The sequence below is a fragment of the Aeromonas sp. 1805 genome, assembly GCF_013085525.1.
Taxonomy (GTDB): Bacteria; Pseudomonadota; Gammaproteobacteria; order Enterobacterales; family Aeromonadaceae; genus Aeromonas; species Aeromonas hydrophila.
The window spans coordinates 56,166-83,154 of the sequence record NZ_CP038515.1; the positions used below are offsets into that span (position 1 = coordinate 56,166).

General features: G+C 63.8%; 16 protein-coding genes and 3 pseudogenes. 12 read left to right on the plus strand and 7 right to left on the minus strand.

The features are described 5' to 3' along the window. Positions 1–47: 47 nt before the first annotated feature. A complete protein-coding gene (locus E5E96_RS00235) occupies positions 48–1,016 on the minus strand; it encodes a nucleoside hydrolase (RefSeq protein WP_016351435.1) in 969 nt (322 codons plus the stop codon). A 282-nt stretch (positions 1,017–1,298) separates the two neighbouring features. Between E5E96_RS00235 and E5E96_RS00240 the strand changes: the two genes are divergently transcribed. Beyond that, entirely contained in the window at positions 1,299–1,856 is a 558-nt protein-coding gene (locus E5E96_RS00240) for a HutD family protein (protein ID WP_024945057.1), read from the plus strand. 25 nt (positions 1,857–1,881) lie between these two features. Here E5E96_RS00240 and E5E96_RS00245 read toward each other — a convergent pair whose 3' ends face one another. Both E5E96_RS00245 and azu read right to left on the minus strand, forming a co-directional pair. Beyond that, the gene (locus E5E96_RS00245) at positions 1,882–2,085 is read right to left on the minus strand and encodes a hypothetical protein (RefSeq protein ID WP_124252375.1); all 204 of its coding nucleotides are present in this window, start codon (positions 2,083–2,085) and stop codon (positions 1,882–1,884) included. Positions 2,086–2,276: 191 nt separating this feature from the next. After that, positions 2,277–2,717, minus strand: a complete 441-nt coding sequence (azu, locus tag E5E96_RS00250; protein WP_016351438.1) for an azurin — start codon at positions 2,715–2,717, stop codon at positions 2,277–2,279. Positions 2,718–3,046: 329 nt separating this feature from the next. On the opposite strand from azu, the gene E5E96_RS00255 reads away from it, so the two are divergent. Then, a complete protein-coding gene (locus E5E96_RS00255) occupies positions 3,047–4,087 on the plus strand; it encodes an FAD:protein FMN transferase (protein ID WP_171281293.1) in 1,041 nt (346 codons plus the stop codon). 153 nt (positions 4,088–4,240) lie between these two features. On the opposite strand, the pseudogene E5E96_RS00260 reads toward E5E96_RS00255, so the two are convergent. After that, positions 4,241–5,445: pseudogene (locus tag E5E96_RS00260) on the minus strand (MDR family MFS transporter). Between the two features lie 325 nt (positions 5,446–5,770). On the opposite strand from E5E96_RS00260, the gene E5E96_RS00265 reads away from it, so the two are divergent. The 9 genes and pseudogenes from E5E96_RS00265 to E5E96_RS00305 all read left to right on the plus strand — a co-directional run bounded on the left by E5E96_RS00265 (position 5,771) and on the right by E5E96_RS00305 (position 20,071). Further along, on the plus strand, positions 5,771–7,417 hold the full coding sequence (locus tag E5E96_RS00265; protein WP_024945060.1) for a tetratricopeptide repeat-containing response regulator: 1,647 nt from the start codon (positions 5,771–5,773) through the stop codon (positions 7,415–7,417). 54 nt (positions 7,418–7,471) lie between these two features. Then, positions 7,472–8,434 carry an ion channel gene (locus E5E96_RS00270; protein ID WP_171281294.1) on the plus strand — a complete coding sequence of 321 codons (963 nt, stop codon included), beginning with the start codon at positions 7,472–7,474 and terminating at the stop codon, positions 8,432–8,434. Between the two features lie 111 nt (positions 8,435–8,545). After that, positions 8,546–9,352, plus strand: a complete 807-nt coding sequence (gene xthA / locus E5E96_RS00275; RefSeq protein WP_171281295.1) for an exodeoxyribonuclease III — start codon at positions 8,546–8,548, stop codon at positions 9,350–9,352. Between the two features lie 338 nt (positions 9,353–9,690). Continuing rightward, positions 9,691–10,890 (plus strand): efflux RND transporter periplasmic adaptor subunit, encoded by a 1,200-nt coding sequence (locus E5E96_RS00280; RefSeq protein WP_011706757.1) that lies wholly within the window; start codon positions 9,691–9,693, stop codon positions 10,888–10,890. Between the two features lie 9 nt (positions 10,891–10,899). Beyond that, positions 10,900–14,027: pseudogene (locus E5E96_RS00285) on the plus strand (efflux RND transporter permease subunit). A 182-nt stretch (positions 14,028–14,209) separates the two neighbouring features. Beyond that, entirely contained in the window at positions 14,210–14,647 is a 438-nt protein-coding gene (locus tag E5E96_RS00290; protein ID WP_171281296.1) for a hypothetical protein, read from the plus strand. A gap of 283 nt (positions 14,648–14,930) precedes the next feature. Next, positions 14,931–16,448 carry an efflux RND transporter periplasmic adaptor subunit gene (locus E5E96_RS00295; protein WP_171281297.1) on the plus strand — a complete coding sequence of 506 codons (1,518 nt, stop codon included), beginning with the start codon at positions 14,931–14,933 and terminating at the stop codon, positions 16,446–16,448. Between the two features lie 73 nt (positions 16,449–16,521). After that, entirely contained in the window at positions 16,522–19,650 is a 3,129-nt protein-coding gene (locus E5E96_RS00300; protein ID WP_171281298.1) for an efflux RND transporter permease subunit, read from the plus strand. A gap of 58 nt (positions 19,651–19,708) precedes the next feature. Then, on the plus strand, positions 19,709–20,071 hold the full coding sequence (locus tag E5E96_RS00305; protein WP_171281299.1) for a copper-binding protein: 363 nt from the start codon (positions 19,709–19,711) through the stop codon (positions 20,069–20,071). 103 nt (positions 20,072–20,174) lie between these two features. Here the strand turns inward: E5E96_RS00305 and E5E96_RS00310 are convergent, their stop codons facing one another. The 3 genes and pseudogenes from E5E96_RS00310 to E5E96_RS00320 all read right to left on the minus strand — a co-directional run bounded on the left by E5E96_RS00310 (position 20,175) and on the right by E5E96_RS00320 (position 24,089). Beyond that, complete coding sequence (locus tag E5E96_RS00310; RefSeq protein ID WP_171281300.1) at positions 20,175–20,963, minus strand: hypothetical protein; 789 nt, start codon at positions 20,961–20,963, stop codon at positions 20,175–20,177. Between the two features lie 227 nt (positions 20,964–21,190). Continuing rightward, a pseudogene (locus E5E96_RS00315) lies at positions 21,191–22,884 on the minus strand (aspartate aminotransferase family protein). Positions 22,885–23,072: 188 nt separating this feature from the next. After that, positions 23,073–24,089 carry a lipoate--protein ligase A gene (locus E5E96_RS00320; protein ID WP_171281301.1) on the minus strand — a complete coding sequence of 339 codons (1,017 nt, stop codon included), beginning with the start codon at positions 24,087–24,089 and terminating at the stop codon, positions 23,073–23,075. A gap of 445 nt (positions 24,090–24,534) precedes the next feature. On the opposite strand from E5E96_RS00320, the gene E5E96_RS00325 reads away from it, so the two are divergent. Continuing rightward, entirely contained in the window at positions 24,535–26,964 is a 2,430-nt protein-coding gene (locus E5E96_RS00325; protein WP_171281302.1) for a diguanylate cyclase, read from the plus strand. The last annotated feature ends 25 nt before the right edge of the window (positions 26,965–26,989 follow it).

The following is a 26,989-nucleotide window of genomic DNA, read 5'->3' on the forward strand; positions in this document are numbered from 1 at the left end:
GCCGCGCCTCAAGCCCGGCCGCAGGCCCCCCTGCTCGCCAAGCGCCCCTAGCGGCTGCGGCCCCAGGCCACCAGCGTCTCCCGATAGAGCGCCAGCAGCGCCTGATCCCGCACCGCCACCCCGACCTGCTGGGCACGATAATCGGCCCAGCCGTCGTGGGGGTGGGACTTGCCGTCAAATTTCTGCAGGGTGTGACCGATGGCGGGCCCCTCGTTGATGACCCGCACCGGCCCCTCGCGCAGAGTGAACAGGGTCGGATCGATCACGTAGGCGATGGCGGACGGGTCGTGCACGTGGCAGCCGTCGAGCCCGATCCGCTCCGAGTAGAAGCGCAGATAGAAGCGGCTGACATCCCACAGGAAGCGCCCCGGCTCGCCCGCGTCGTCGCGCAGCGCATCCAGATAAGCGCTGCTGAAGAAACTCTGCTGGGTCACGTCCAGCCCGATGATCACCACCGGCCAGTCGGCGGTGAACACCCGATCGGCAGCATCCGGATCGTCGTGGATGTTGGCCTCGGCATAGGGAGTCACGTTGCCGCGATGGCCGTTGACGCCAAAGGCGCCCCCCATAACCACCACCTGCTTCACCAGGCCGGTGATCTCGGGGGCCTCTTGCAGCGCCAGCGCCAGGTTGGTGAGCGGGCCTATGGTAACCAGGGTGATCTCGCCGGGGGCGGCCTTCACTGCCTCGACGATATACTGCCAGGCCGGCCGGGGATCCGGCGCCAGGGTCACTTCCCCCGCCGTCACATCCCCAAACCCGCTCGGCCCGTGCACCACGGTGGTCGGGCCCACCGGCTCGCGCCGCAGCGGGGCGGCCGCCCCCTGCGCCACGTCCGCCTTCATGCCGTATTGCTGCTTGAGCCAGAGGGCGTTGCGGGTACCGTTCTCGATGGTGGCGTTGCCAAATACGGTGGTGATGGCGAGCAGCTCGATGGCGGGATGGGCTTCGGCAAACAGAATTGCCATGGCGTCATCGATACCGGGATCGGTATCCAGAATGATCTTGTGAGTCATGGGGCCTCCTTGGGCAACAGAGCAGCCAGTGTAGCGAGCCGCCGCCGCTTTAACAGCGCCGGGATCACAGCCTGAGGCTTTGCCCTTGTCCGCCTTGCCCAAGTGGCGGCATTTCATACAGGGCTGACGACGCGGCAGGGGACCAGGAGGGGCGAAGCGGGTGGCATCGGCGAAATAGTGGGCAAGCGGATGGCCGGCGACGGCGGCAACCTTGTGGAGCGGCGGGTTGGGTGGTATCACTGGCCACACGATTCACCCCGCTCACCACCTGCCGAGGCGCCATTGATCACCCTGATAAAAGAGTCCGACCAGCTGAAGATGCCCTGGAAGAACAAGCAGGGCACCACAGCCCAGATCCTCATCTCCCCTGCCGGCACCAGCCTCGACAAGCTCGATTTTGCCTACCGGCTGAGCTCGGCGCCCATCAAGGGGGCCGGCCCCTTCTCGAAATTTCCCGGCTATCAGCGCATCCTGCTGCCCATCAGCGGGGCCGGCTTCGTGCTCAACGGCCACCCCTACGCCACCTTCGAGGCGGCCCACTTCAGCGGGGATGACGACACCCACTGCGAACTGCTGAAAAAAGAGGTGACGGATCTGGGGCTCATCTATGATCCGGCCCGCCTCAGCGCCAACGTGCGGGTGCTCAATCTGCCCTTCCCGCTCACCCTCACCCTGGAAGCGGACAAGACCTATCTCTGTTACCTGTTGAGCGGCCAGCTCACGGCGGCGGGCCACCCCATGGCGGTCAACGAGACCCTGCTGATCAGCGGCGAGCAGAGCATCCACTTCGACTGCCAGAAGAAGAGCGCCATCGCCTTTTTTACCCTGCAGCCCAAATAGGCGGCAGGTGCAGGCCTGACACCGGTCAGCGTTTGGGCGCCCGTCCGCCGCTGTCGAGACAGGCCTGCATGGAGTCGTAGGGGGTGTAGTGCTTGGTGCGGCTGTAATAGGTGCCGCCCTGGGGATGACAGATGCCGTTTCTGCTCTTCTTGACCGGCGGCTCCGCTGCCAGCGCGATGGCGCACACCAGCAGCAGGCAACAGCTGATCACCCATTTCATGGCTTTCATGACGACCTTGGTTCCTCTCGAGCGGGCCCAGCAGGCCCGAAAGGCGCCTATTTTACCTGCTCACTCCCCCGCTCACCTGGCGCCGGATCATAAAACGGCGTGCGATAGAGCCATCACAGGCATCCAACTCACGCCGCAAGCGACCACAAAAAAGCCGGGCAGTGCCCGGCTTCTGGGTCGACAAGCGGTGTTTAGCCGACCTTGAAGGTGCCCTTCATCATGGCGAAGTGGCCGGGGAAGGAGCAGAAGAAGGTGAGATCTTTGCCGGCCAGGCCGTCGGTCTTGAAGGTGACGCTGGTGCTCTCGCCGCCGCCCACCAGTTTGGTGTGAGCCAGTACGCGCGGGTCATCCTTGGGCAGGTAGTTGTTGTCGGCACCGGCGCTCATGCCCGCGGTGGCCACGGCCTGATAGTCGGCGGTGTTGGCCAGCGCCCAGTTGTGACCCATGGCGGTCACCGGCATCTTGCCGGTATGGTTCAGGGTCACGGTGACCTCTTTGCAGGTGGCCGGGACGCTCATCTCCTTGAGGTTGTACTGCATGGCATCATTGCCTTCGATGACCAACGCGCACTCATCGGCCAGAGCCGGGGCCGCCAGGGTGCTCAGAAACAGCAGGGTAATCGCCTTTTTCATCATCCTCTCCTTTGATTGGCAATAGATGGCAACACAATTGCCTGCGGGCTCGCACCATGGCTGGCAAACATGCTGTCAAAATCGACCTTATTCTACTCAACTGTCGTCATTCGGCTATGTCTTTAGCGCAAAGCTGCGGGTCAGGTCACCAGATTCCCCCCATTTTTTGTCTGGACGAACCGGCCACGCCACCCACTAACCACTCTTTGTTTAATTATCCCCCGCACTTTTGTCCAGCCGCGGCTCGCCCGCCGTCGCCCCCTTGGCTAAGCTGGCGACCCCGGCACGCTTGCATCCCGTGCCATCCGTTTCAGCCAAAGAGATCCGTCATGTCGCTTCTTGCTCACCCGGCCCACCGTGGCCTGTTGTTGACCCTGCTGCTGATGCTGACCGCCTGTCAGCCGGCCCCGACCCAGACCCGCATTCAGGGCAAGACCATGGGCACCTTTTACGCGGTGACCCTGAGCGACCCCTTCCCGGGCGGCGAGCCGGCACTGCAGCAAGAGGTCGATGCCCTGCTGGTACGGATGAATCACGAGATCTCCACCTACGACCCGAACTCCCTCATCTCCCGCTTCAATCAGGGCAGCGGCCAGCCTCCCATGGCCATTCCCGCTACCATGGCCAACATCGTGCAGCAGGGCATCGACGCCGGCCATCTCACCGCAGGCAAGCTCGACGTCACCGTGGGCCCGCTGGTCAACCTGTGGGGATTCGGGCCGGACAAGCGGCCCGTCAAACGGCCCAGCGCCGAGCAGATTGCCAATGCCCGCCACAAGGTGGGCATCGACCGGCTGACATTGGTGCCCGAGGGGGATCACTTCCTGCTCGGCAAGCGCATCCCCGACCTCTACCTCGATCTCTCCACCCTGGGCGAGGGAGCCGCCTCTGACGAAATTGCCAGCCTGCTGGAGCAAAAAGGGGTGCACAACTATCTCATCGAGGTGGCCGGCGCCGTGCGCAGCAAGGGCAACAACGCCAAGGGCAAGCCCTGGCGGGTGGCCATCGTCGAGCCGTCCGACCAGCCCGGCGCCTTCTCGGACGTGGTGATCCCCAACGGCATGGCCCTCAGCACCGCCGGCAGCTATCGCAACTACTACGAGCTCGACGGCAAGCGCTACTCCCACATCATCGACCCCGCCACCGGCCAGCCCATCAGCCACAAGCTGGTCTCCGCCAGCGTCATCACCCCGACCGCGCTCGAGGCCGACGCCCTCGACACCGCCCTCATGGTGATGGGGCCGGAGCAGGCGATGGCCTTTGCCAAGGCGCACGGTCTCGCGGTCTATCTCATCGTCAAGACCGAGCAGGGCTTCGCCGCCAGCCATACCCCCCAGTTCACCCCCTATCTGGTGGCCAAACAGCCATAAATCAGCCGCCATAACTCAACAGCCATAAAGAGGCCCCGCACTGCGGGGCCTCCTTGTCTTCACGTCGGCACTAGTCGATGGGAGTGCGCCGAGGCGCCGGGGCCACCGGCGGCTTGGCATCAGGCCAGTGACCACCGACCGGATACTTTCAGGCTACTCCCCGCAGCCGGCCGAGTCGGCTGACGGGCGCGCCACCCGGTTGCCCGCCCCGTAGAGAAGAAACACCAGCACGCAAATAGCGGTCATCACGGCGAACAGGGCCGGGCCGCCCCACACCTGCAACAGCCAGCCCCCACCAGGGGCGAGAGCGCCCAGCCAAGCCCGGCCAGCGCGCTGGCACCGAAGTAGCTCCCCTTGAGGTGGGCCGGCGCCATCTCGTCGATCAGCACGTTGAAGAGCGGGAACAGCACCGCCTCCCCCACGCTCAGCAAGAACACCGCTACCAGCCAGGGCCACAGCAGGGCCGGGCTAGACAGGGCGAACAACACCTGGGCGGACGCCATCAGCAGGATGGAGAACTGCAGCCGCAGGCTCACCCGCCAGCACCGGGTCAGATGCAGCAGCGGAAACTGCAGGGTGATGATGGTCAGCGCATTGGTGGCCACCAGCAGGGCCACCAGGGTCTCCACCTCGGGGGCGCCGGCGCGGGTCAGATACTGGATCAGCGGCGATTCCACCTGGGCGTAGACCAGCATCATCAGCAGGTTGGCGAGGATGAACAGCATGAAGGCCCGATCCCGCCCCACCACCCTCAGCATGGCCCCCAGGGTGAGGCCCGCATCCGGCCGGCCAGCGCACTCGCGGCGAAAACCGAGCAGGAAGGCGATGCCGAGCAGGCCATAGCTGGCGGCCGTCACCACGAAGGTCTCCTGGCGCGCACCGAGCCCCACCATGACGCCGATGAGCGGTCCCACCCCCGCCCCCACGTTGAGCAGGAAGTAGCGCAGGTGTTGAGCCAGCTCCCGCTGCGCCTTCTCGGGCAGCAGATCCCCCATCAGCGCCTTGCCCGGCGTGTCGATGAAGGCGTAGGAGAGACCAGAGCCAAACACCCCGAGGGCGATGAGCCAGAGGGAGTGGCCAAACCCGAGCAGCAGGTAGGCGCCGCACGACAGGACGCAGCCGAGCAGCAGTATGGTGCGCCGGCCAAGCCGGTCGGAGAGCCAGCCGACGTAGAAGCCGATGAGGCAGGAGAGCACGGCCGCGCCGCCCAGCAGCATCCCGATGCCGGACGCCGAGAGATCATACTCCCGGTAGAGCAGGATCGAGAGAAAGGGCCAGACCATGAAGAAACTGGTGCGCACCATGAAGGTGCCCAGGATCACGATCCAGACCAGCGGTGGAAAGGGGGGCAGGCGCATGGGAACTCCTTGTCGCGCAATGGCAGCTGATCCGCAGGGGAAAGCATTCAGTGGTATCAAAAGACACCTGAGCGCACAATCCCCGCCCTGAAAAAAACCGCCCGAAGGGGCGATCTCAGCGTCGGTCGGTGGGCGGCTTCACCGTCCCGGTCAGGCAGGAGTTCGCCACCTACCCTCCCCCAGTTCACCTCCTATTTGGTCCGGCAGAAGCCATGAATGGCGGGGCTTGGCGGAAAAACCGCGGCGGCGCCCCATGTTCAATTGCCTGTCTGCGCGCTTTGGTGGCACACTTCTGTTATCCGCCCGTAGCGCCCTGACCAGACAGATGCAGACACCGGAATCCGAACCAGAGAAAAAAGCCCCACCCAAACCGAAGCGCATCCTGCTGGTCAACGAACAGCGCTCCTTTCAGGTGATGATGAAGGCGATGCTGATCAACATCGGCATCAGCCGCATCACCTATGCCAACTCGGCCGAAGAGGCGAGACGGCGCTGCCAGAAAGAGACCTTTGACATCTACCTGCTCGATTACGAGCTGGGGGTCGGCGAGAACGGCCGCCAGCTGCTGGAGAGCCTGCGGGATCAGAAGCTCATTCCGCCCCAGAGCGTGGTGATCATGGTGAGCGGCGACAGCTCCCGCGCCATGGTGCTGAGCGCGCTGGAGGCCGAGCCCGACGAATACCTGATGAAGCCCTTCTCCCAGGAGCAGTTTTCGTTTCGCCTCAAACGCGCCCTCGCCCGCCGTCAGGCGCTGGAGAGCGTGTTCAGCGCCCTTGCCAAAGAGGACTTGCCCACCCTGCTCGCCGCCTGCGCCGAGCGGGCCGACGCGGTGCCGCGCTTTGCCAACTTCTGTCGCTGTCTGCAGGCCGACACCCAGCTCAAGCTGGGCCAGGCCAAGGAGGCCCGCAGCCTGATGCGCCAGCTGCTGGCCGGTCAGGAGAACAGCTGGGCCCGGCTGACGCTGGGCAAGGCGTGCCACACCCTGGGGCTGAACGAAGAGGCGGTGAGCCACCTGCAGGCCACCCTCAAGAACACCCCGCTGATGGTGGAGGCCCATCTCTGGCTGGCAGAGTCCCAGCTCGCGCTCGGCAATGACGAACAGGCCCAGCAGGAGCTCAAGCGGGCGGTCGACATCTCACCCCAGTCGGTGCAGCTCTCCCGCCGGCTGGCGGAGGTGTGCCTGCTGCGCCACGACTACGCCCAGGCCAAGGACGTGCTGCTCTCCCTCATCGACCTGTCGCGCAACTCCATTCATCGCACCCCCCACTACCTGGGGGCCTATATCCAGTCGCTGACCCTCTACGCTCTCAACAGCAACGACATCTACCACATCGCCAACCTGCAAAAGCAGGTCAACTCGGCCCTGTCGCGCATCCGCGATTCGCTGATGATGTCGGAGTTCAACTACCCGGTGTTCGAGCAGATCTGCCAGGCCCGGGTGCAGATCGCCCTCGGCGAGCTGCTCAAGGGCAAGAAGATGCTCTACCGCGCCAACCAGAACTGGCTCGATCAGCCGGCCACCATGCCCCCCAGCCTGCTGGGCGAGACCATCCTCGCCCTCTATCAGCTCGGCGAATTCGAATATGCCGAGAGCCTGCAAGCGCTGCTGGCCGAAGACGAGGATCGGCTGCTCACCACCTGCATCCAGGCCACCCGCGACGACAAGACAGTGCTTGAGCGTCGCCAGCGCTATCAGCAGCTCAACGAACTGGGCATCAAGGCCTATCAGAGCGGCGAGCTGGAGCAGGCGCTCGGCCACTTTCGCGAAGCGCTGCGCCGGGCCCCGGCCAATACCGGCGCCGCCCTCAACAAGATCCAGGTGCTGCTGCAGCTGATGCAGAAAAACCGCAAGAGCCCGGAGTTTGGCGCCGAGTGCAAGGAGACCCTGGAGGTGCTGGACGGCATCCCCCTCAATCCGGCCCAGCAGGATCGTTTTCGCAAGCTGCGTCAGGAGTTTACCCAGCTCAGCTGACCAGGGCCCGCTCGCCTATGCTGATACTGACTCGGCAAAGGGAGGAGAGTGGCGATGGCCATGTGTCGATATCTGGTGGCGGACGGTCGCCACTGCAGCGAAGAGGCGGGAGACCATGATCTGTGCCGCTGGCACGATCCCCATGCCAATCATCAGGATCCCCACACCGCCCGCGAGCTGGAGCATTACATCCAGCAGGGTGGGCTGTGCCACGGCTTGCAGCTGGCCCGCGCCAATCTGGCGGGCCTCAACCTGGTGAAAAAAGGGGCCCCGCAGGGGTTCCTGCTGGAGCAGTGCAACCTCTACCGTGCCAATCTGCAGGGGGCCCACCTCTACGGCATTCGCATCAAGGGCGGCAGCCTGATGAAGGCGGATCTCAGCGAAGCGAACCTGCACTGCGCCACCTTCGACGACGTCAACCTGCTCGGCATTCGCTGGCACAACACCCGCCTCGACAACCTGGATACCGGCAAGCGGCTGATGCAGGAGCGGCGCGGCCGCAAGGAGCGCGACCCGGTGCAGGCCCGCATCTGGCTGAAGGAGGCCGAAGAGACCTATCGCGATCTGCGCAAGGCCTCGGAAGCGCAGGGCATCTTCACCATGTCCGGCCGCTACATCCAGCAGGAGCTCACCATGCGTAGGCTGCAGCTGCCGTTCTGGTCGACCCAGCGCTTCACCTCCTGGATCGTCGATCTGTTCTGCGGCTACGGCGAGGCCCCCATGCGGGTGGTACTCTTCTCTCTGCTGCTCATCTTCATCTGCAGCATCTTCTACTTCTTCTTTGGCCTGAGCTTCAACGGCAACCACCTCATCTACCGGCCCGGCGCTCCTGTTGAGCAGAACGCCATCTTTCTGCTGGAGTGCCTCTACTACAGCGTGGTGACCTTCACCACCCTGGGTTATGGCGACTTCACCCCCATCGGCCTCTCAAGGCTCTTCGCCGCCTTCGAGGCCTTCACCGGCAGCTTCACGCTGGCGCTGTTTGTGGTGGTGTTCGTCAAGAAGATGACCCGCTGAGCCCGCTGTGGCGGGCGGACCGCCCCGGATGTGGCCCCTCGCCTTCACTTGCATCCACGGCGGATTCCTAGTCCAATAGCCACTTATAAAAATGACATGAGCATCCCGGACATGAAGATCATCTCTTTCAATATCAATGGCCTGCGCGCCCGCCTGCACCAGCTGCAAGCCATCATCGACAAGCATCAGCCGGATGTGATCGGCCTGCAGGAGATCAAAGTACACGACGAGGCCTTCCCGCTGGCCGACGTGGAGGCCATGGGCTATCACGTAGAGTTTCACGGCCAGAAGGCCCACTACGGGGTGGCCATCATGAGCAAGCAGAAGCCGGTCAAGGTGGAGAAAGGCTTCCCCACCGACGATGAAGAGGCCCAGCGCCGGATGATCATGGCCACCTTCGAGCGCGAAGACGACTCCCTCATCAAGGTGATGAACGGCTACTTCCCGCAGGGTGAAAGCCAGGATCACGAGACCAAGTTCCCGGCCAAGCAGAAGTTCTACGAGGATCTGCAGCACTATCTGGAGACCCACCACACCCCGGGCGATCAGCTGGTGCTGATCGGGGATATGAATATCTCCCCCACCGATCTCGACATCGGCATCGGCGAAGCGAACCGCAAGCGCTGGCTGCGGGATGGCAAGTGCTCCTTCCTGCCCATCGAGCGCGAATGGATGGAGCGCCTGAAAGGATTCGGCCTGACCGACACCTTCCGCGCCGCTAACCCCACCGAGTGCGAGCGCTTCTCCTGGTTTGACTACCGCTCCAGGGGCTTTGACGAGAACCGGGGCCTGCGCATCGACCTCATCATGGCTTCCGACGCCCTCAAGGACACCGTGACCGAGACCGGCATCGACTACGAGCTGCGCGGCATCGACAAGCCTTCGGATCACGCCCCCATCTGGGCCTGCTTCGCCTGATAACGACAACAGAGGGGGCATTTGAAGCCCCCTCTGTGACCAAGCCCCCACTTCCCCCGCTTTTTCCTTCTTATAATTCCCTCCGGGTCTCCTGCTCCCCAGCAAGGTCACGATGCAGGGTCTGCCAGACTGACACAAATTGTCGCGGCCCCCTCCGCCACGGCGCGATCGACACCGACAACTTTCAGTGTCGAGCAGCCTGGGTTCAATATTCGTGCTCTATCATTAGAAAACTGTCAGTAATCCAATGAGTTAAATTTGTAACCATGCAGTTAACCATGTTCATGAAGAAAAAGGCTGGGCGCGGCAATCGCGCACCATCCCACAGGAGTGTGATGATGAAGGTGCAATACGTCAGGGAAGAGATGTTCAAGCGCGGCTGTATCGCCCTGGCACTGGCCAGCGCACTGACCGCCTGTGGTGATGAGCCGGCCACCGGAGCCCAGGCACTGCCGCCCGTGCCCGTGGTGGTGGCCGAGGTCAAGCTGACCGACGTGCCGATGACCACCGAGATGGTGGGCGAGACCGCCGGTTTTCGCGAAATTGACGTGCGTTCCCGGGTGAGCGGTATCCTGCTCAAGCGCACCTACATCGAGGGACAGCCGGTCACCGCCGGTCAGGCGCTGTTCCTGATCGACCCCGAGCCCTACAAGGTGGCGCTGGAACAGGCCAAGGGCACCCTGGCCCAGGAGCAGGCCCGCCTCAACAAGGCCCGCGCCGACCGGGATCGCATCATCCCGCTGTTCAAGCGCCAGGTGGTGAGCCGCAAGGACTATGACGACACCATCGCCAACTACGAGGCGGCCATCGCCAGCCATCAGGCCGCCCAGGCCAAGGTGAAAGAGGCCGAACTCAACCTCAGCTACACCCAGGTCACCGCCCCCATCAACGGCATGGCGAGCAAGAGCTCCCAGTCCGAGGGCAGCCTCATCTCCACCAGTGGCGAAAATGGCCTGCTCACCACCATCACCCAGTTCGATCCCCTCTACGTCAACTTCTCCTACTCGGAGCAGGATCGCCTCAACTTCGAGAACTCGGTGAAAAAGGGATTGATTGAGGCCAAGGATGCCACCAACTGGCGCACCCACATCCGGCTGGCGGACGGCTCCGTCTATCCCGAGGCGGGCAAGCTCAACTTCTCCGACAGCCGGGTCGACCCGCAGACCGGCACCATCCGGGCCCGCGCCATCTTCGACAACAAGGACGGCGTGCTGCTGCCGGGCCAGTTCGTGCGCATGACCATCGATCTGGGCACCCGCAAAAATGCCATCCTGGTGCCGCCGCGCGCCATCGTCCAGTCCCAGGCCGACCGCATGGTGATGGTGGTGGACAAAGAGAACAAGGTGGTGCCCCGCCCGGTCAAGCTGGGTTCCGTGGTCGACAGCGGCGTGCTGATCGACAGCGGCCTCGAGCCCGGTGAGCGCTACATCGTCGAGGGGCTGATGAAGGCCCGTCCCGGCGCCGTGGTCAAGCCCGTCTCTGCCGAAGAGATGAAGGCGATCACCACCAAGATGGTCGGCCAGAACGCGGCCAAGTAAGGAGTTCGTATGTTTTCCAAGTTCTTCATCGAACGCCCCATCTTCGCCAGCGTGATTTCGATCATCATAGTGCTGGGCGGGTTGGCGGCGATGCGATCGCTCCCCATCGAGCAGTACCCGCAGATCACCCCGCCGGTGGTGTCGGTGACCGCCTTCTATCCGGGCGCCACCCCCGAGGTGATCTCCCAGACCGTGGCTGCACCGCTCGAACAGCAGATCAACGGCGTGGAGCGGATGCTCTACATGCAGTCGGGGTCGGCCTCCAACGGCCAGATGAACCTCAACGTCTACTTCGAGATCGGCACCGATCCGGATCAGGCCACCATCAACGTCAACAACCGGGTCTCGGCCGCCATGGCCCAGCTGCCGGAAGAGGTGAAGAAGCAGGGGGTGACGGTCAAGAAGAAATCGACCTCGATCCTGCAGGTGGTCACCCTGCAATCGCCTGACGGCACCTTCGATACCACCTACCTGTCGAACTACGCCCTGCTCAACATCATCGACGAGCTCAAGCGGATTCCCGGGGTCGGCGATACCACCCTGTTCGGCGGCACCGACTACGCCATGCGCATCTGGCTCAGACCGGATCGGCTGGCCCAGCTCGAGCTCACCCCGAGCGACGTGATCGGCGCCATCCGCGAGCAGAACACCCAGTTTGCGGCCGGCAAGATCGGCGCCCAGCCCACCACGGCCCCCATCGACTTCACCTACACGGTGCAGACCAAGGGACGGCTGGAGGATGTACGCGAGTTCCAGAACATCATCATCCGCTCCATGCCGGACGGCTCGAAGATCCGGGTCAAGGACGTGGCCAGGGTCGAGCTCGGCGGCAAGGACTACGACCTGCTGGCCAAGGCCAACGGCAAGCCGGCCATCGGTATCGCCACCTATCTGCAACCGGGCGCCAACGCCGTGGCGGTGGCCGATCAGGTGCACGCCACCATGCTGCGCCTCAAGGAGCGCTTCCCGCAGGACATCGAATACCAGATCCCCTACGACACCACCGAGTTCGTGAAGATCTCCATCGAAGAGGTGGTACACACCCTGTTCGAGGCGATCGTGCTGGTGTTCGTGGTAGTCTATCTGTTCCTGCAGAACTTCCGCGCCACCCTGATCCCCTGTATCGCGGTGCCGGTATCGCTCATCGGGACCTTCGCCGGCATGCTGGTGCTGGGTTTCTCCATCAACCTGCTGACCCTGTTCGGCATGGTGCTCGCCATCGGTATCGTGGTGGATGACGCCATCGTGGTGCTGGAGAACGTCGAGCGGATCATGCAGGAGAAGAAGTGCTCGCCCAAAGAGGCGGCCATCCTCGCCATGCAGGAGGTCTCCGGCCCGGTGGTCGCCATCGTGCTGGTGCTCTGCGCCGTGTTCCTGCCGGTCGCCTTCATGGGCGGCATGACCGGGGTCATGTACAAGCAGTTCGCCATCACGGTGGCGGTGTCGGTGGCCATCTCCGGTCTGGTGGCGCTGACCCTGTCGCCGGCCCTCTGCGCCGTGTTGCTCAAAGAGGGCCACCACAAGCCGGCTCGCTTCTTCGTCTGGTTCAACAACGCCTTCGATGGCCTCACCCGCCGTTACGTGCGCGGGGTCGCCTTCCTCAACCGCCGGGTCGGGGTGGCGTTCACCATCATCGCCTTCATCCTGGTCTCCATCTACGGCCTGCTGATGAAGGTGCCGGGCGAGCTGGTGCCGAACGAAGATCAGGGCTACCTGCTCTCCGCCGTCATGCTGCCGGATGCGGCCTCCCTCACCCGCACCCAGGCGGTGGCGAACGACTTCGACCAGATGGCGATGGCCAACCCCAACGTGAAGGACGTCATCACCTTCTCGGGCTTTGACATCCTCTCCAACGCCATCATCAGCAACAGCGGTATCAGCTTCATCACCCTCAAGGACTGGAGCGAGCGGCAAGGTGCCGGGCAGGACTCCTTCTCCCTGGCCAAGACCTTCCAGGGCATGAGCCTGATGGGGCTGGCGGACGGCTTCGTCGCCTCCTTCAACCCGCCCCCATCACCGGCATGTCCACCACCGGCGGGCTGGAGGCCTACCTGCAAAACCGCAGCACCGGCAATGCCCAGGCCTTCTCGGCCGAGGTGCAGCGCTTCCTCGAGGCGGCCAAGCAGCGCCCCGAGTTCGCCAGCGTGACCAGCACCTATCGCGCCAACGTACCCCAGGTCTATCTCGACCTGGATCGCGAGAAGGCCAAGGCGCTGGGGCTGCCCATCAACGCCGTGTTCGACACCATGCAGGCCACCTTCGGCCAGGTCTATGTCAACGACTTCAACCAGTTCGGCCGCACCTATCGGGTGCAGTTGCAGTCCGAGGCGGACTACCGCGCCAAGAAGAGCGACATCCGCAACGTCTATGTGCGCTCCGACAAGGGGGAGATGATCCCGCTCAGCAGCCTGGTGACGGTGCGTGATGCCACCGGCCCCGAACTGGTGGAGCGCTTCAACATCTTCCAGGCGGCCAAGATCATGGCGCAGCCGGCGCCGGGCTACAGCTCCGGCCAGGCCATCGCCGCGCTGGAAGCCGTGGCCGACGAGTCCCTCGGCAACGACGCCAAGCTGGAGTGGACCGGCTCCGCCTATCAGGAGAAGGCGGCCGCCGGCAGTGCGGGCACCGCGTTCGGCTTCGGCATCGTGATGATCTTCCTCATCCTGGCGGCCCAATACGAACGCTGGAGCCTGCCGTTTGCGGTGATCACCGCCGTCCCGTTCGCCCTGTTCGGCGCCCTGCTGGCCACCTGGCTGGTGGGTCTGACCAACAACGTCTACTTCCAGATAGGACTGGTGACCCTCGTCGGGCTGGCGGCCAAGAACGCCATCCTGATCGTGGAGTTCGCGGTGATGAAGCACGAAGAGGGAATGAGCCTCATCGAGTCGGCACTGGAGGCGGCGCGGCTGCGTTTTCGCCCCATCGTCATGACCTCGCTCGCCTTCATCCTCGGCTGTGTGCCGCTGGTCACCTCCAGCGGCGCCGGGGCGGCGAGCCGTCATGCCCTCGGCTGGCCGGTCATCGGCGGCATGCTGGCGGCGACCTTCATCGCCATCTTCTTCATCCCGCTGTTCTTCCGCCTCATCATGCGGCGCTCGGAGCGCGCCGGCGGCAAGACGGCGCAACCCAAGTCGTAAGTCGTGTGTCACAGCCCCCGCCATACGGGGGCTTTTTTTTATCCGCCAGGCGGGCCAACACCCAGCATCCGGGCCCGAGCCGCGAGCGGGATCACGCAGCCGCCATCCCGTTGCCCACATACCTTGACCTTGCTCTCAAGGTAAGGTTTACAGTGCCCCCAGTCATTGTCAGGATTTTCCCCATGCTCGTAGCGAGATTGCCCATCGAACGCATTGCCCGGCTGTTGCTGGGGCTGATGCTCGTCTGCAATCTCACCCTCTGCATCGGCTGGCACGGGGTGGATGCCCTCAACGCCGCCATGACTCACGGCAATCAGGCCATGAGCGACAGCGCCATGCAGGGGCTCTCCTGCCACGGGGCCAGCCCGGATGCGGGAGCCCAAGATGCCGCCAGCCAGGAGTGCCAGATGCACGGCGGGCTCACCTCGACCGGCACTCCCGGCCTGCCGCTGCTGGCCGCCCTGCTGACCCTGCTCGCTCTGCCGCTGTTGCTGCTGCCCCTCGGGACGGCAAGCAACGTGCTGGACAACTGGTTGCGGGATCCCTTCCTGCGATCCCGCGGCACCCACCCTCCCTCCTGGCCGCGCCGACACCTGATGTTGTCGGTGCTGCGCCACTAGAAAGATCTTCTCTCGCGGCAACAGCAAGCCTCGGCTTGCCCGTTTTCTGCCGCCTTGCCTGACCCTGCGCCCTGGCCAAACCGGCCCGCTCGCAGGGAGCCGTGCGCGCTGACACAGCTGCGCCCCGTTTGCCGCCTCGTGGTGATGCCCTGCCCGCGCACACCACCACACCGGCGGCCTGACAGAAGAGAAGAGATACCATGTCATCCACCCCCGTTACCCGGTCTGCCTGCGCGCGGCCGTGCCCGCCCTCCCTTCGCCTCCCGCGCGCCGGAGGCTTGTCATGAACAAGACACTGTTGATGTCCGCCCTGCTGCTGGCCCTCGGCGCCGGTGGCGGCTACTGGGCCGCCAAACAGACCACAACTGGCACTGCAGCCAAAGAGAAGACGCCGCTCTACTGGGTCAACCCCATGGATCCGCGCGACAAGCGCGATGGCCCCGCCAAGGACAACATGGGGATGGACTTCATCCCCGTCTATGAGGAAAAACAGGGCGGCTCGCCGGGCACAGTCACCATCAGCCCCGAGATCCAGCAGAACCTGGGGGTGCGGCTCGCCAAGGTAGAGAAGCTCCCCATCCACCAGCAGATCGAGACGGTGGGCTACGTCGGTTATGACGAGGACCGGCTGGAGGCGGTCAACGCCCGCATGGCAGGCTGGATCCGCACCCTCGCCATCAAGAGCGAGGGGCAGCAGGTGAGCAAGGGGAGCCTGATCTACGAGCTCTATGCCCCGGATCTCGTCAACGCCCAGCACGAGTATCTGCTCGCGCTCAACACCGCCAACCCCCTGCTGCTGCGCGCCGCCGAGGGCAAGCTCAAGTCCCTGCAGGTGCCGGCCGATCAGATAGCGGCCCTCAAGCGCAGCCGCCAGGTGCAGGAGACGGTGCGCATCTATGCCCCCAGCAGCGGCTATGTCTCCGAGCTGAAGGTGCGCGAAGGCCAGTATGTGGAGCCTGCCGCGGCGCTCTTCAACATCAGTACCCTCAAGCAGGTGTGGGTGAGCGCCGAGGTGTTCGAGCGCCAGGCGGCCCAGCTGAAGGTGGGCGATCCGGTCACCATGACCCTGGACTACGCCCCCGGCCGCAGCTGGCAGGGCCGGGTCGATTACCTCTACCCGACCCTGGATGCCGCCACCCGCACCCTCAAGGTGCGGCTGCGCTTCGCCAACCCGGACGAGTTCCTGAAACCCAATATGTTCGCCAAGGTGAGCATTCGCACCGGGCAAGGCGAACCCCGGCTGGTGGTACCGAGCGAAGCGGTGATCCGCACCGGCAGTCAGGATCGGCTGGTGCTGGCGCTGGGGGATGGCAGCTTCAAGTCGGTGGCCGTCACCCTGGGCCCCCAGTTTGGCGACAAGGTCGCCATCAAGGCAGGGGTAGAGGCTGGGGATAACATCGTCAGCTCGGCCCAGTTTCTACTCGACTCCGAATCGGCCATCGATTCGGACTTCCAGCGCATGACGGCGGTGCGCCCTGCCCAGGTGTGGACCCAGGGCGAAGTTGAAAGCATCGATCTGGCCAGTCGCACCCTGATGGTCTCCCACCAGCCCATCCCCGAGTGGCAGTGGCCCGCCATGGAGATGGAGTTCACCGTCGCCGACGGGGTCGATATGAGCAAGCTGGCCGAGGGGCAAACCCTCCATCTGCAGGTGATGCAGGAGGGGGATGAGTACCGCATCACCACCATCCATCAGGAGCAAGCGCCAGCAAGCGGCGATGCCACCAAGCCTGCGGCAGATGAGATGGACAAGATGGAAGGCATGGACCATAGCCAGCACGATATGGGAGCCAAGTCATGATCCCTGCCATCATTTGTTGCCTGACAGGCAACCGCTCTCGGCTCTCTGCACCAAATGAGCAAGGAGTCCAATCATGATCCCCTCGATTATTCGCTGGTCCGTGGGCAACCGCTTTCTGGTGCTGCTGCTCACTGTCATGCTCACCGCCTGGGGGCTCTGGTCGGTCAAACAGACCCCGGTGGACGCCCTGCCGGATCTCTCCGACGTCCAGGTGATCATCAAGACGGCCTATCCGGGCCAGGCACCGCAGGTGGTGGAGGATCAAGTGACCTACCCGCTCACCACCGCCATGCTGGCGGTGCCGGGCGCCACCACGGTGCGCGGCTACTCCTTCTTCGGCGACTCCTTCGTCTACGTGCTGTTTGACGACAACACCGACCTCTACTGGGCCCGCGCCCGGGTGCTGGAGTATTTGAGCCAGGTTGCGCCCAACCTGCCCGCCTCCGCCCGTCCCCAGCTCGGCCCCGATGCCACCGGGGTGGGCTGGGTCTACCAGTACGCGCTGGTGGACAGAACCGGCAAGCATGACCTCAGCCAGCTCACCTCACTGCAAAACTGGTTCCTCAAGTACGAGTTGCAGACGGTGGAGGGGGTCTCCGAGGTTGCCACCGTTGGCGGCATGGTGCGCCAGTATCAGGTGCGGGTCGATCCGGACAAGCTGCGCGCCTACGGCATCCCGCTCTCCCTTATCGAGACAGCCATCAAGCAGGGCAATCAGGAGACCGGTGCCTCCGTCATCGAGATGGCGGAAGCGGAGTACATGGTGCGCTCCAACGGCTACCTCAAAAGCGTGGAGGATCTGAAGCAGATCCCGCTCGGTACCACTGTGCGCGGCGCCCCGCTGCTGCTGGGTGACGTGGCGGATGTGGTCACCGGCCCCCAGAGCCGGCGCGGCCTGGCCGAGCTCAACGGTGAAGGGGAAGTGGTGGGCGGCATCATCGTCATGCGCTACGGCGAGAATGCCCAGCACACCATCGACGGGGTCAAGGCGCGGCTGGCGGAGCTGAAAAGCAGCCTGCCAGAGGGGGTCGAGGTGGTCACCGTCTACGACCGATCCGACCTTATCCAGCGCGCCATCGACAACCTCTCCGGCAAGCTGGTGGAGGAGTTCGCGGTGGTGGTGCTGGTCTGCCTCGCCTTCCTGTTCCACCTGCGCTCGTCACTGGTGGTGGTTATCTCCTTGCCCATCGCCATCCTGACCGCCTTTATCGTGATGCACCTGCAGGGGATCAACGCCAACATCATGTCGCTGGGCGGTATCGCCATCGCCATCGGCGCCATGGTGGATGGCGCCATCGTGATGATCGAGAACGTCCACAAGCACATGGAGCGGGAGGCGCTCACCGACAAGAACCGCTGGCGCATCATCACCGAGGCGAGCATCGAGGTGGGCCCCGCCATCTTCTTCTCCCTGCTGATCATCACCATCAGCTTCCTGCCGGTATTTGCGCTGGAGGCGCAGGAGGGGCGGATGTTCCACCCGCTCGCCTATACCAAGACCTACGCCATGGCGGCGGCGGCCGGGCTCGCCATCACGCTGGTGCCGGTGATCATGGGCTACTTCATCCGTGGCAAGGTGCTGGCGGAGCAGGCCAACCCCCTCAACCGCTGGCTAAGCCAGGGCTATGTGCCGCTGCTCAAGGCCGTGCTGGCTCGTCCGAAAACTACCCTGGCCATCGCCGCCGTGGTGACGGTGGCGGGCTTCTGGCCGCTCAAGTATCTGGGCTCCGAGTTCATTCCGCCGCTGGACGAGGGGGACATCATGTACATGCCCACCACCGCGGCCAATATCTCGGTGGGCAAGGCGCGGGAGATTTTGCAACAGACCGACAAGCTCATTCGCACCGTGCCCGAGGTGCAAAACGTGTTCGGCAAGGCGGGGCGCGCCGAATCGGCCACCGACCCCGCCGATCTGGTGATGATGGAGACCAGCATCCAGCTCAAACCCCGCGATCAGTGGCGCCCCGGCATGACCCCGGAGAAGCTGAAAGAAGAGCTGGATTCCCTTATCCGCTTCCCCGGCCTCACCAACGCCTGGGTGCCCCCCATCAAGACCCGCATCGACATGCTGGCCACCGGCATCAAGACCCCGGTCGGCATCAAGATAGCGGGGCCGGATCTCAAGGTGATCCAGCAGCTCGGCCAACAGCTGGAACAGATCGTCGGCAAGGTGGAGGGCGCCTCATCGGTCTACGCCGAGCGGGTGGCCGGTGGCCGCTATGTGAAGGTGGACATCGACCGACTCAAGGCGGCCCGTTACGGCCTCAACATTGCCGACGTGCAGGCGGTGCTCGCCACCGCGGTGGGCGGCATGGAGGTGGGCCAGACCATCGAGGGGCGCGAGCGCTACCCCATCAACCTGCGCTACCCCCAGAGCTATCGCGACTCGGTGGCCAGCCTCGAGCTGCTGCCGCTGGTGACCCCGAGCGGCGCCCGCATCGCGCTGGCGGACGTGGCGCGGGTCTACATCAGCGACGAGGCGCCCATGCTGCGCAGTGAAAACGCGCGCCTCAACGGCTGGGTCTACGTCGACATTCGCGGCCGCGACATCGGCTCTTTTGTGGCAGAGGCCAAGGCCGAGGTGGACAAGCAGCTGGTGCTGCCGGCGGGCTACGCCCTCACCTGGTCCGGTCAATTCGAATACATGGAGCGGGCCAAGGCGCGCCTCGCCTACGTGGTGCCGCTCACGGTCGCCATTATCGTGCTGCTGCTCTATCTGGCGTTTCGCCGCTTCCAGGAGGTGCTGCTCATTCTCACCACCTTGCCGCTGGCGGTGGTGGGCGGGATCTGGACCCTCTGGTTGCTGGACTTCAACCTGTCAGTCGCCGTAGGTGTTGGCTTTATTGCCCTGGCGGGGGTGGCGGTGGAGACCGGCGTCCTGATGCTGGTCTACCTCAACCACGCCTGGGATGACCTCGTGGCCAGCGGCAAGCCGGACCAGGCGGGGCTGCACCGAGCGGTGATCCACGGGGCCGCCCTGCGCCTGCGCCCCAAGATGATGACGGTGGTGACCATCATCGCCGGCCTGTTGCCCATCATGTGGAGCCACGGCACCGGCTCCGAGGTGATGCAGCGCATCGCCGCCCCCATGATTGGCGGCATGGTGAGCGCGCTGGTGCTGACCCTGCTGGTGCTGCCCGCCGCCTACTACCTGTGGCGCAGCCGGCACCTGGGCGCGACCGAGCACCAACCCGCCGGCTAACCCGGTGGCAGCGCCCTTTTTGACAACCAAGAATCTGAATCAACGACGAGGAAACACCATGAACTACAAGACGCTGACCCTGACCCTGCTGCTTGGCCTTGCCACCCACACCAGCCTGCAGGCCGAGGAGATGATGAACCATGCCGGCCACGACATGGGCCAGATGAGCCAGATGGAAGGCATGAACGAGATGGGCGAGATGGCGATGACCCAGGGGGTCATCAGCCGCATCGACGCGGCCAACGGCAAGGTCGGCATCAAGCACGAGGCGATCGACAACCTCAAGATGCCGGCGATGACCATGGTCTTTCGGGTGGCCGATCCGGCCCTGCTCCAGGATCTGAAGGTGGGGGATGCGGTGCTTTTTCACGCCGAGAACCCGGCCGGCAAGCTCACCGTGACCGCCATCCAGAAACAGTAAGCGGAGTCATTGCAATAAAAGACGGCGGGATCATCCCGCCGTTTTCTTTTACTGCGCCATCTACTGCACCATCCGCTACTGCACTATCTGCCGAGCGGCCTCCTCAGCCGTTCGGATAAGCCTGAGCGATATTCGCCTGAGCTATCCCGAGCAGCTGAACAGACATGTCCTGCAATACATAGAGGTCGCGGCGACGGGTCCAGGGTTGATCGGATTGCTCGTCATACCAGACGGGCAGTTCGATCCCCTCCGGGGCATGGCTCGCCACTTTGCGGGCACGGCAGGTGATGATGCAGCGTTTGACATGGTCACGGTGACCGATGACGGCCGCCGTGCCGAGGGCGGCGGCCTCTCCGCCGGCATAATCCCTGACGATGGCCTCCACCACCCCGTCCGTGCTGAGGTAGACCAGCTTGCCCTCATCATCCCAGTAAGGCTCGATGGAGATGACATCCCGGGCCGGGATATCGGGATAGCGGGTCGAGTCGAGGAAGCGGGCGATCTCCCACTGCACGTACATGGGCACCGGCTTTTGCCGATAGAGGGCCGCGCAGCAGGCGGCCAGCGCCTCGTTCATGGGGCCGGGCTCGGCCAGTTCATTCGGGTTGCCCGAGGCGTTGGGGCGATTGCCAAAGGCAAAGGCGATGACGCAGTGGGCCTGGTCGATGGCGACCCGGGACGGGGTCATGTTGAAGCAGGCCTCCTCGATGAAGGGGGCCAGCTGGCGGGCCGTCTGCTCGTCGTGCAGCTCGGCGCTCAGCCGGTCGGTCAGGGTGGTGCGAAAATCCGCCGCACTCCCCTGGCTGTCATTGCTGCTGTTGCAGCCGGCGAGGGTAGCGACCAGGGGGGTACTCAACAGCCCCAGGGTGACTCTGCGTCTGTGCTTGTCCATAACGACTCCTTTGTTGATGTCCACGGCTGAAAATCAACCCGTTGGAGTCCATACCGTACGGAAAAAACAGAGGGATAAAAGTCAGAAAGGGAGACAGAGGGGAGGAACGTGCAGCGCCTCACACTTCCCGGGCCATTCGCAAGCAAGCCCTTTTGATTCAATTGCTTGGCGTATAAAAAAGCAGGGCGCAGGAGGAAACCCGCCTGCGCCCTCTTACTGCTGCACCATCAACCGCGGATATGGTCGATAAAGGCGTCGATCTGTTCGCGGCCGCAGGCCGGGTTCATGAAGACCGCCTTCTCCCCGGCAATGTAGGAGTACTTGCCGCGGGCGTCATAATCGGAGTGAGCGATGGCCTCCACCCAGTTGGTGTAGAGCCCCACCTTGCCGCGCCCGGTAAACAGGCTGCGGTGGTAGTCGGTGTTGCGCTGCAAGCGCGCCTTGTAGGCTGCATCCGGGCTGCGCGCCAGCTCGAAGGCGAACTCGGCGTCGGGGTCCTGCACCCACTCGGGGTTGTAGATCTTGAAGCCCACGCTCGGCCCCTGGTTCTCTTGGGCCACCAGCTTGACGTTGCCGAGTTGGCTTAGCCGGAAGCGGAAGTAGTTGGCGTTTTGCAGGCAGTGGGCCAGCACGGTGCGATAGCCCTCCACCCCCAGGTAGTTGAGCGCCGCATAGGCACCGAACAGGCCACTCGCCCCGCGGGAGCACTCGATGGTGGACTGCAGGTGGGTCTGGCCCTGAATGTCCCGCTCAAAGTAGGAGAAGTTCTCCGGGTCGTTCTCCATCGCCTTGAGATCATCCTGCTCCTTGATCATCACCAGGCTGGAGGTGTAGGGCACATAGCCCCACTTCTGGAAGTCGACGGTGAAGGAGTCGGCGTATTTGAGCTCGGCGAAGCGGCTCACGTTGCGCTCGATCCCCGCCAGGGTGGCGCTGTTGATGGCGAGCGGGTTGGCGGCAAAGTCGTAGTCCAGGAAGAAGATCATCGACCAGCCGATGGCGGCGTCGACGTGGATGTGAGGCTTGACCGCCACCTCGAACCGCTCGCAGAGGCGATCCCGCAGCTCGACCACGGGTTTCACCTGGTCCACCCCGAAGGTGTCGGTGGTGCCCATGGTGAGCATGATGGTGGGCACCACGTGCTTGAGAGCAAAGCAGGCGGTCAGGGTACGCTCCAGGTGGTCGAGATCGATATCGTTGTTCTCGCCAACCTGGATGCGGATGGTCTTGTTCTCGATGTCGACCCCGAGCAGGGAGAGGTTGGTGATGTTGGAGTAGTGACCGCCCTGGGAGTTGATGATGCGGTAGTCCTGATAGTGACCGAGCCCCTTGTGCTTGGCCTGTGGCAGGCTCTTGCGGATGCCGAGCAGGTAGCCGTAGAGGTTACAAAAGGTCCCCCCTGGGTGAAGATGCCGGTGGCGCGGGCCGGATCGTAACCTGCCAGCAGTGCTATCTGGCGCACCACCTTCTTCTCCAGCTCCTCGGCCACCCCGGCATATTCGGAGTAGACCAGGTTGGGGTTGGCCAGAATGCCCATCTGGGCGCCGTAAATGGCGGGATCCGCCGACATGGTGATGACGTTCTCGACGCTGGAGGGGTTCTCCCAGTCTTTGGACAACGCGCCGGCAAACAGCAGCTCGGCCATGGGCTCGCCCGGGGTACGCATGGTGGCTGGCACCGGCATGGTCTCGCACAAGTCGGCGAGGCGGGCGCGGCCATCGGGCCAGGCATTGAGCCGCGCCGCCGGGGCCAGGCCACGGGCGCGAAACTCGTTGAGGGTGGCAAAACCGGGTTCACGGAAGACCGGCCAGAGATCGGGGTTGCGCGAGAAGAAGTTGGCTTTGACTGTGGCAAAACGATGTTCGAATTCGGGGTGGATGGCGTTGACGCCTTCATCTTTCAAATAGACCAAGTCACTCATTTTTATACCATTAGTACAGCAAATGTGCAGTCCTTATACCCCCGGGTCGCCGTTTGAAACAGCGACAATATCTAATGGCCTCCCCTACTTTTTGTCATGCATGAGGGCGGACGGTGGCTGGCAAAAAGGCGCCTTTCGGGCGCCTCTTTTGATTTTGTGATCCACCCGCCCCATCGGCGAGAAAAACGTCAGCGCAGCGCCGCCAGCAACCAGCGAGAGAGCTCCTCCAGCTCGCTCTCCCGGGCCATAAACTCGCTGCGCCACTGGCGCAGCAGGTCGTCGAGGGCATCGGCGCGGTAGGCCGTGCCGGGCAGCCGCGCGGCCAGCGCATCGAGCGGCGCCGGATCCAGGCTGTCGCTGAAGATCTGCGCCCGCCCGATCACCCCCTTCTCCACGTCAAAATGCAGCTCCACCCCGCCCCAGCCGAAGCGCTCGTCCAGCTGATGGCTGAACGCAGGCGCATGGCCGAAGTTCCACTCCCAGCTGCGCTGGCGGGCGAAGGTGTCGGCAAAGCCCGGCAGATCGGGCATCTGCTCAGGGGAGATATGCTCGGGCTGCACCCGCTCGCCGTAATGGCTGAAGAAGGCCTCCTGCAGCGCCTCGCTCACCTGTTGGTGATCGATGCCCGGCAGCAGCTCGCAGAGGTTGGCCACCCGGCTGCGCACCGAGCTGATGCCCTTGGCCGCCAGCTTCTTGGGGTCGGGATTGAGGTAGTTGGCGAGCCGGCCGAGGTCGGCGTCCAGCAGCAGGGTGCCGTGGTGAAAACCGCGATCATGGGTCTCCCGATAGGCCGAGCCCGACACCTTGCGCTCACCGTCCTGAGTCGCCACCAGCAGATCGTTGCGCCCGGAGGCAAAGGCCTCGACCCCGAGCCGCTTGAGCGCGTCCAGCACGATGGCGGTGGAGATGCTCTTGTCATACTCCGGCTTGCCCGCCATGAAGGTGAAGCAGCTGTTGCCAAGGTCGTGAAACACGGCGCCGCCGCCGCTGCTGCGCCTGGCGAGCGTCACCCCGTCCTCCTCCATGCGGCGGGTGTTGCACTCCTTCCAGGGGTTCTGGGCCCGGCCGATCACCACGGTATTGGCGTTGCGCCACAGGAACAGCACCCGCTGGTTCGGATCCATCTGACGGAAGATGCACTCCTCCACCGCCAGGTTGAACAGGGGGTCGTGAGAGTCGGACAGCAACAGACGCAATCGGGACATGAGAAGGCCTCATCGGGATGGAAGAGTCGCTATCATAACACCGGGGGTCGACAGGATCCGGCCCCCTTCTGCCTGTTTCGGCTCGTTACTGACTGATAACGCAATAAATGAAAGATCGACACAATCTGACAGCAACATAAATGTATCCGTTGATACGGCGACACAGGCTGACGCATTGCGCTGAAAATTAAGTAATCACTCACTGATATTGAGGTAAACGGCTGGCAAATACGATTAAAATGCGACCGTTTTTATTGGTCATATGGCTCCGTAATTATTCGCATAATTGCCAAAAATACCGAGCAGGAAAGCCAAATGTGATGAGTGACACAGAAATCTTTTTTTCTGTTACGCATCCCCCATTCCAGCGCCCTTTCGCCCCCTTGCGGGCAACAAGGAATTGTTTGACTCTAGGACTGACCCCCGTCTCCCGAGAGGAATGAGTATGAGTGTCGTAAATTCCTCCCTTCATCGCCTGCTCCGGTATCTGCCCATGCTTGGTTCAGCGATGTTTTGCACCCTTTTCTCCCTGCCATCCAAGGCGGTGGACAAGATAGTGGTGCAACTGCCCTGGCAACATCAGTTCCAGTTTGCCGGTTATTACGCGGCCCAGGCCAGAGGCTTCTATCGAGATGCCGGGCTGGATGTCACCTTGCGACCCGCCGTCACCGGCACCAATGTGGTCAACGAGGTGATGTCGGGCAATGCCCAGTACGGGGTCAGCGGCAGCGATCTGCTGCTGGCGCGCGCCAGTGGCCAGCAGGTCGTGGTGCTGGCCTCCATGCTGCAGCATTCCCCGCTGGTGCTGCTCACCCTGGAGCGGCCCGACATTCGCCAACCGGCGGATCTGGCGGGCAAACGGCTGATGCTGGAGCCCGGTTCCCAGGAGCTGCAGATCTACCTCAATCGCCATGCCCCGCCGGGCAGCTGGAGCAAGCTGCCTTATGAACAGGGGCTGAAGGCGCTGCTCGCCGGCCAGGTGGACGCCATCAGTGCCTACAGCACCACCGAGCCCTTCTATCTGGCCAGGATAGGGATCCCCTACCGGGTGTTCTCCCCCCGCAGCATCGACTTCGATTTCTACGGTGACAACCTGTTCACCTCGGAACGCGAGCTGAACAACCGGCCGGAGCGGGTCTATGCCTTTCAGCAGGCGAGCCTCAAGGGGTGGCGCTACGCCATGGAAAATCCGGCCGAAATGATCAACTGGATCATGGAGCAGTACCCGAGCGGTTATGGCCGCGAGCAACTGGAGTTCGAAGCCAGTGCCACCCGGGAGCTGATGCAGCCAGATCTGGTCGAGCCCGGTTACATGCAGCCGGAGCGCTGGCAGCAGATCGCCAGAAGCTACCTCGAGGCCGGCCTGCTCTCGGCCCTGCCAGACCTCGAGCACTTCCTCTACAACCCGGATCGGGAGCGGATCCGCCAGCAGCGCCAACTGCTCGACAAGAGCGTGGCGGTGGCCATGCTGGTGACCTTCTCCCTGCTGACCCTGCTCGGCATCTTCTGCTACCTCTACCTGCGCCTGCGCCAGGAGGCGCGCGACCGCCAGCGGCTCACCCGCGAGCTGGCCCAGAGCGAGCAGCACTACCGCTTCGTGGCGGAGAACAGCGCCGACGTCATCTGGACCATGGACACCGCCACCCTGCGCTTTCGCTACGTCAGCCCGGCCATCCTGCCGCTCAGCGGTTACGAGGCGATCGACGTGCTGACCCTCCCCATCAGGCAGCTTATTCCGGAGACATCCAGAAAGCAGCTGCGCGCCGAGCTGAGCGGTTCCCTCGCCGCCTGGCAACGCGGCGACCACGAGCAGACCCGCTGCGTCATTCGTACCCAGCTGCGTCACAAAGAGGGACATCTGGTGGCCACCGAAACGGTCACCACCCTGCATGGCAACGAGCAGGGGGAACCGGAGGCGATCCTGGGGGTGACCCGTGACATCACCGAGCGGGCCGCCCGCGAGGAGATGATGCGCCGGCTCGCCTTCTACGATCCCCTCACCAACCTGCCCAACCGCCGACTGCTGCAGCAGCGGTTGAAGGAAGCCATGGAGGGCGAAGCGCAGCTGGCCCTGCTGTTCATCGATCTCGACCACTTCAAGCCGATCAACGACACCTTCGGCCACGAGACCGGCGACGTGCTGCTCAACATGGTGGCCGAACGGATGCGCCACTGCGTGCGGGAGCGGGATCTGGTGGCACGGCTGGGAGGAGACGAATTCGTGATCCTGCTGCCCGACACCGGGGACGAGGCGCTGGCGGTGGCCGACCATCTGCACCAGAGCCTGCGCCATCCGTTTCGCATCGACGAGGAGCAGGAGCTGCGCATCTCCAGCAGCATAGGGGTGGCGCTCTATCCGGAGCACGGCACCGACCCCAAGACCCTGATGCACCACGCCGATCAGGCCATGTATCAGGCCAAGGGCAGAGGGCGGGGCCGGGTCTGTCTGTTCACCGCCGGGCTGGATCCGGAGCAGGGCTCGCTGGTGTGGCAGAGCAGCCACGAATGCGGCCATCCCCGCATCGATGCCGAACATCGTCAGCTGTTCGTGTTGACCAACCGGCTGCTGGAACACATGAAGGATCACCAGGAACACCCGGCCCTGTTCCTGGAGTGCATGGAGAGTCTGTTCGACGTGGCCCGCCACCACTTCGCCTTTGAAGAGCAGATGCTGGCCGAACTCGGCTATCCGGAGCTGGCCAGCCACCAGCAAGACCACCAGCTGTTGCTGCAAAAAGCCAGCCAGCTGATGACCGCCGCCAGAGCGGGCACCCTGGGCAACGACGAGTTGCTCAACTTCATCATTCAGGAGCTGGTTGTCGGCCACATGAGCCAGGCCGACCGGCGCTACTTCCCGCTGATGAAAGGACGCTGACCCAGCCACCTGAACGTGTGAAACG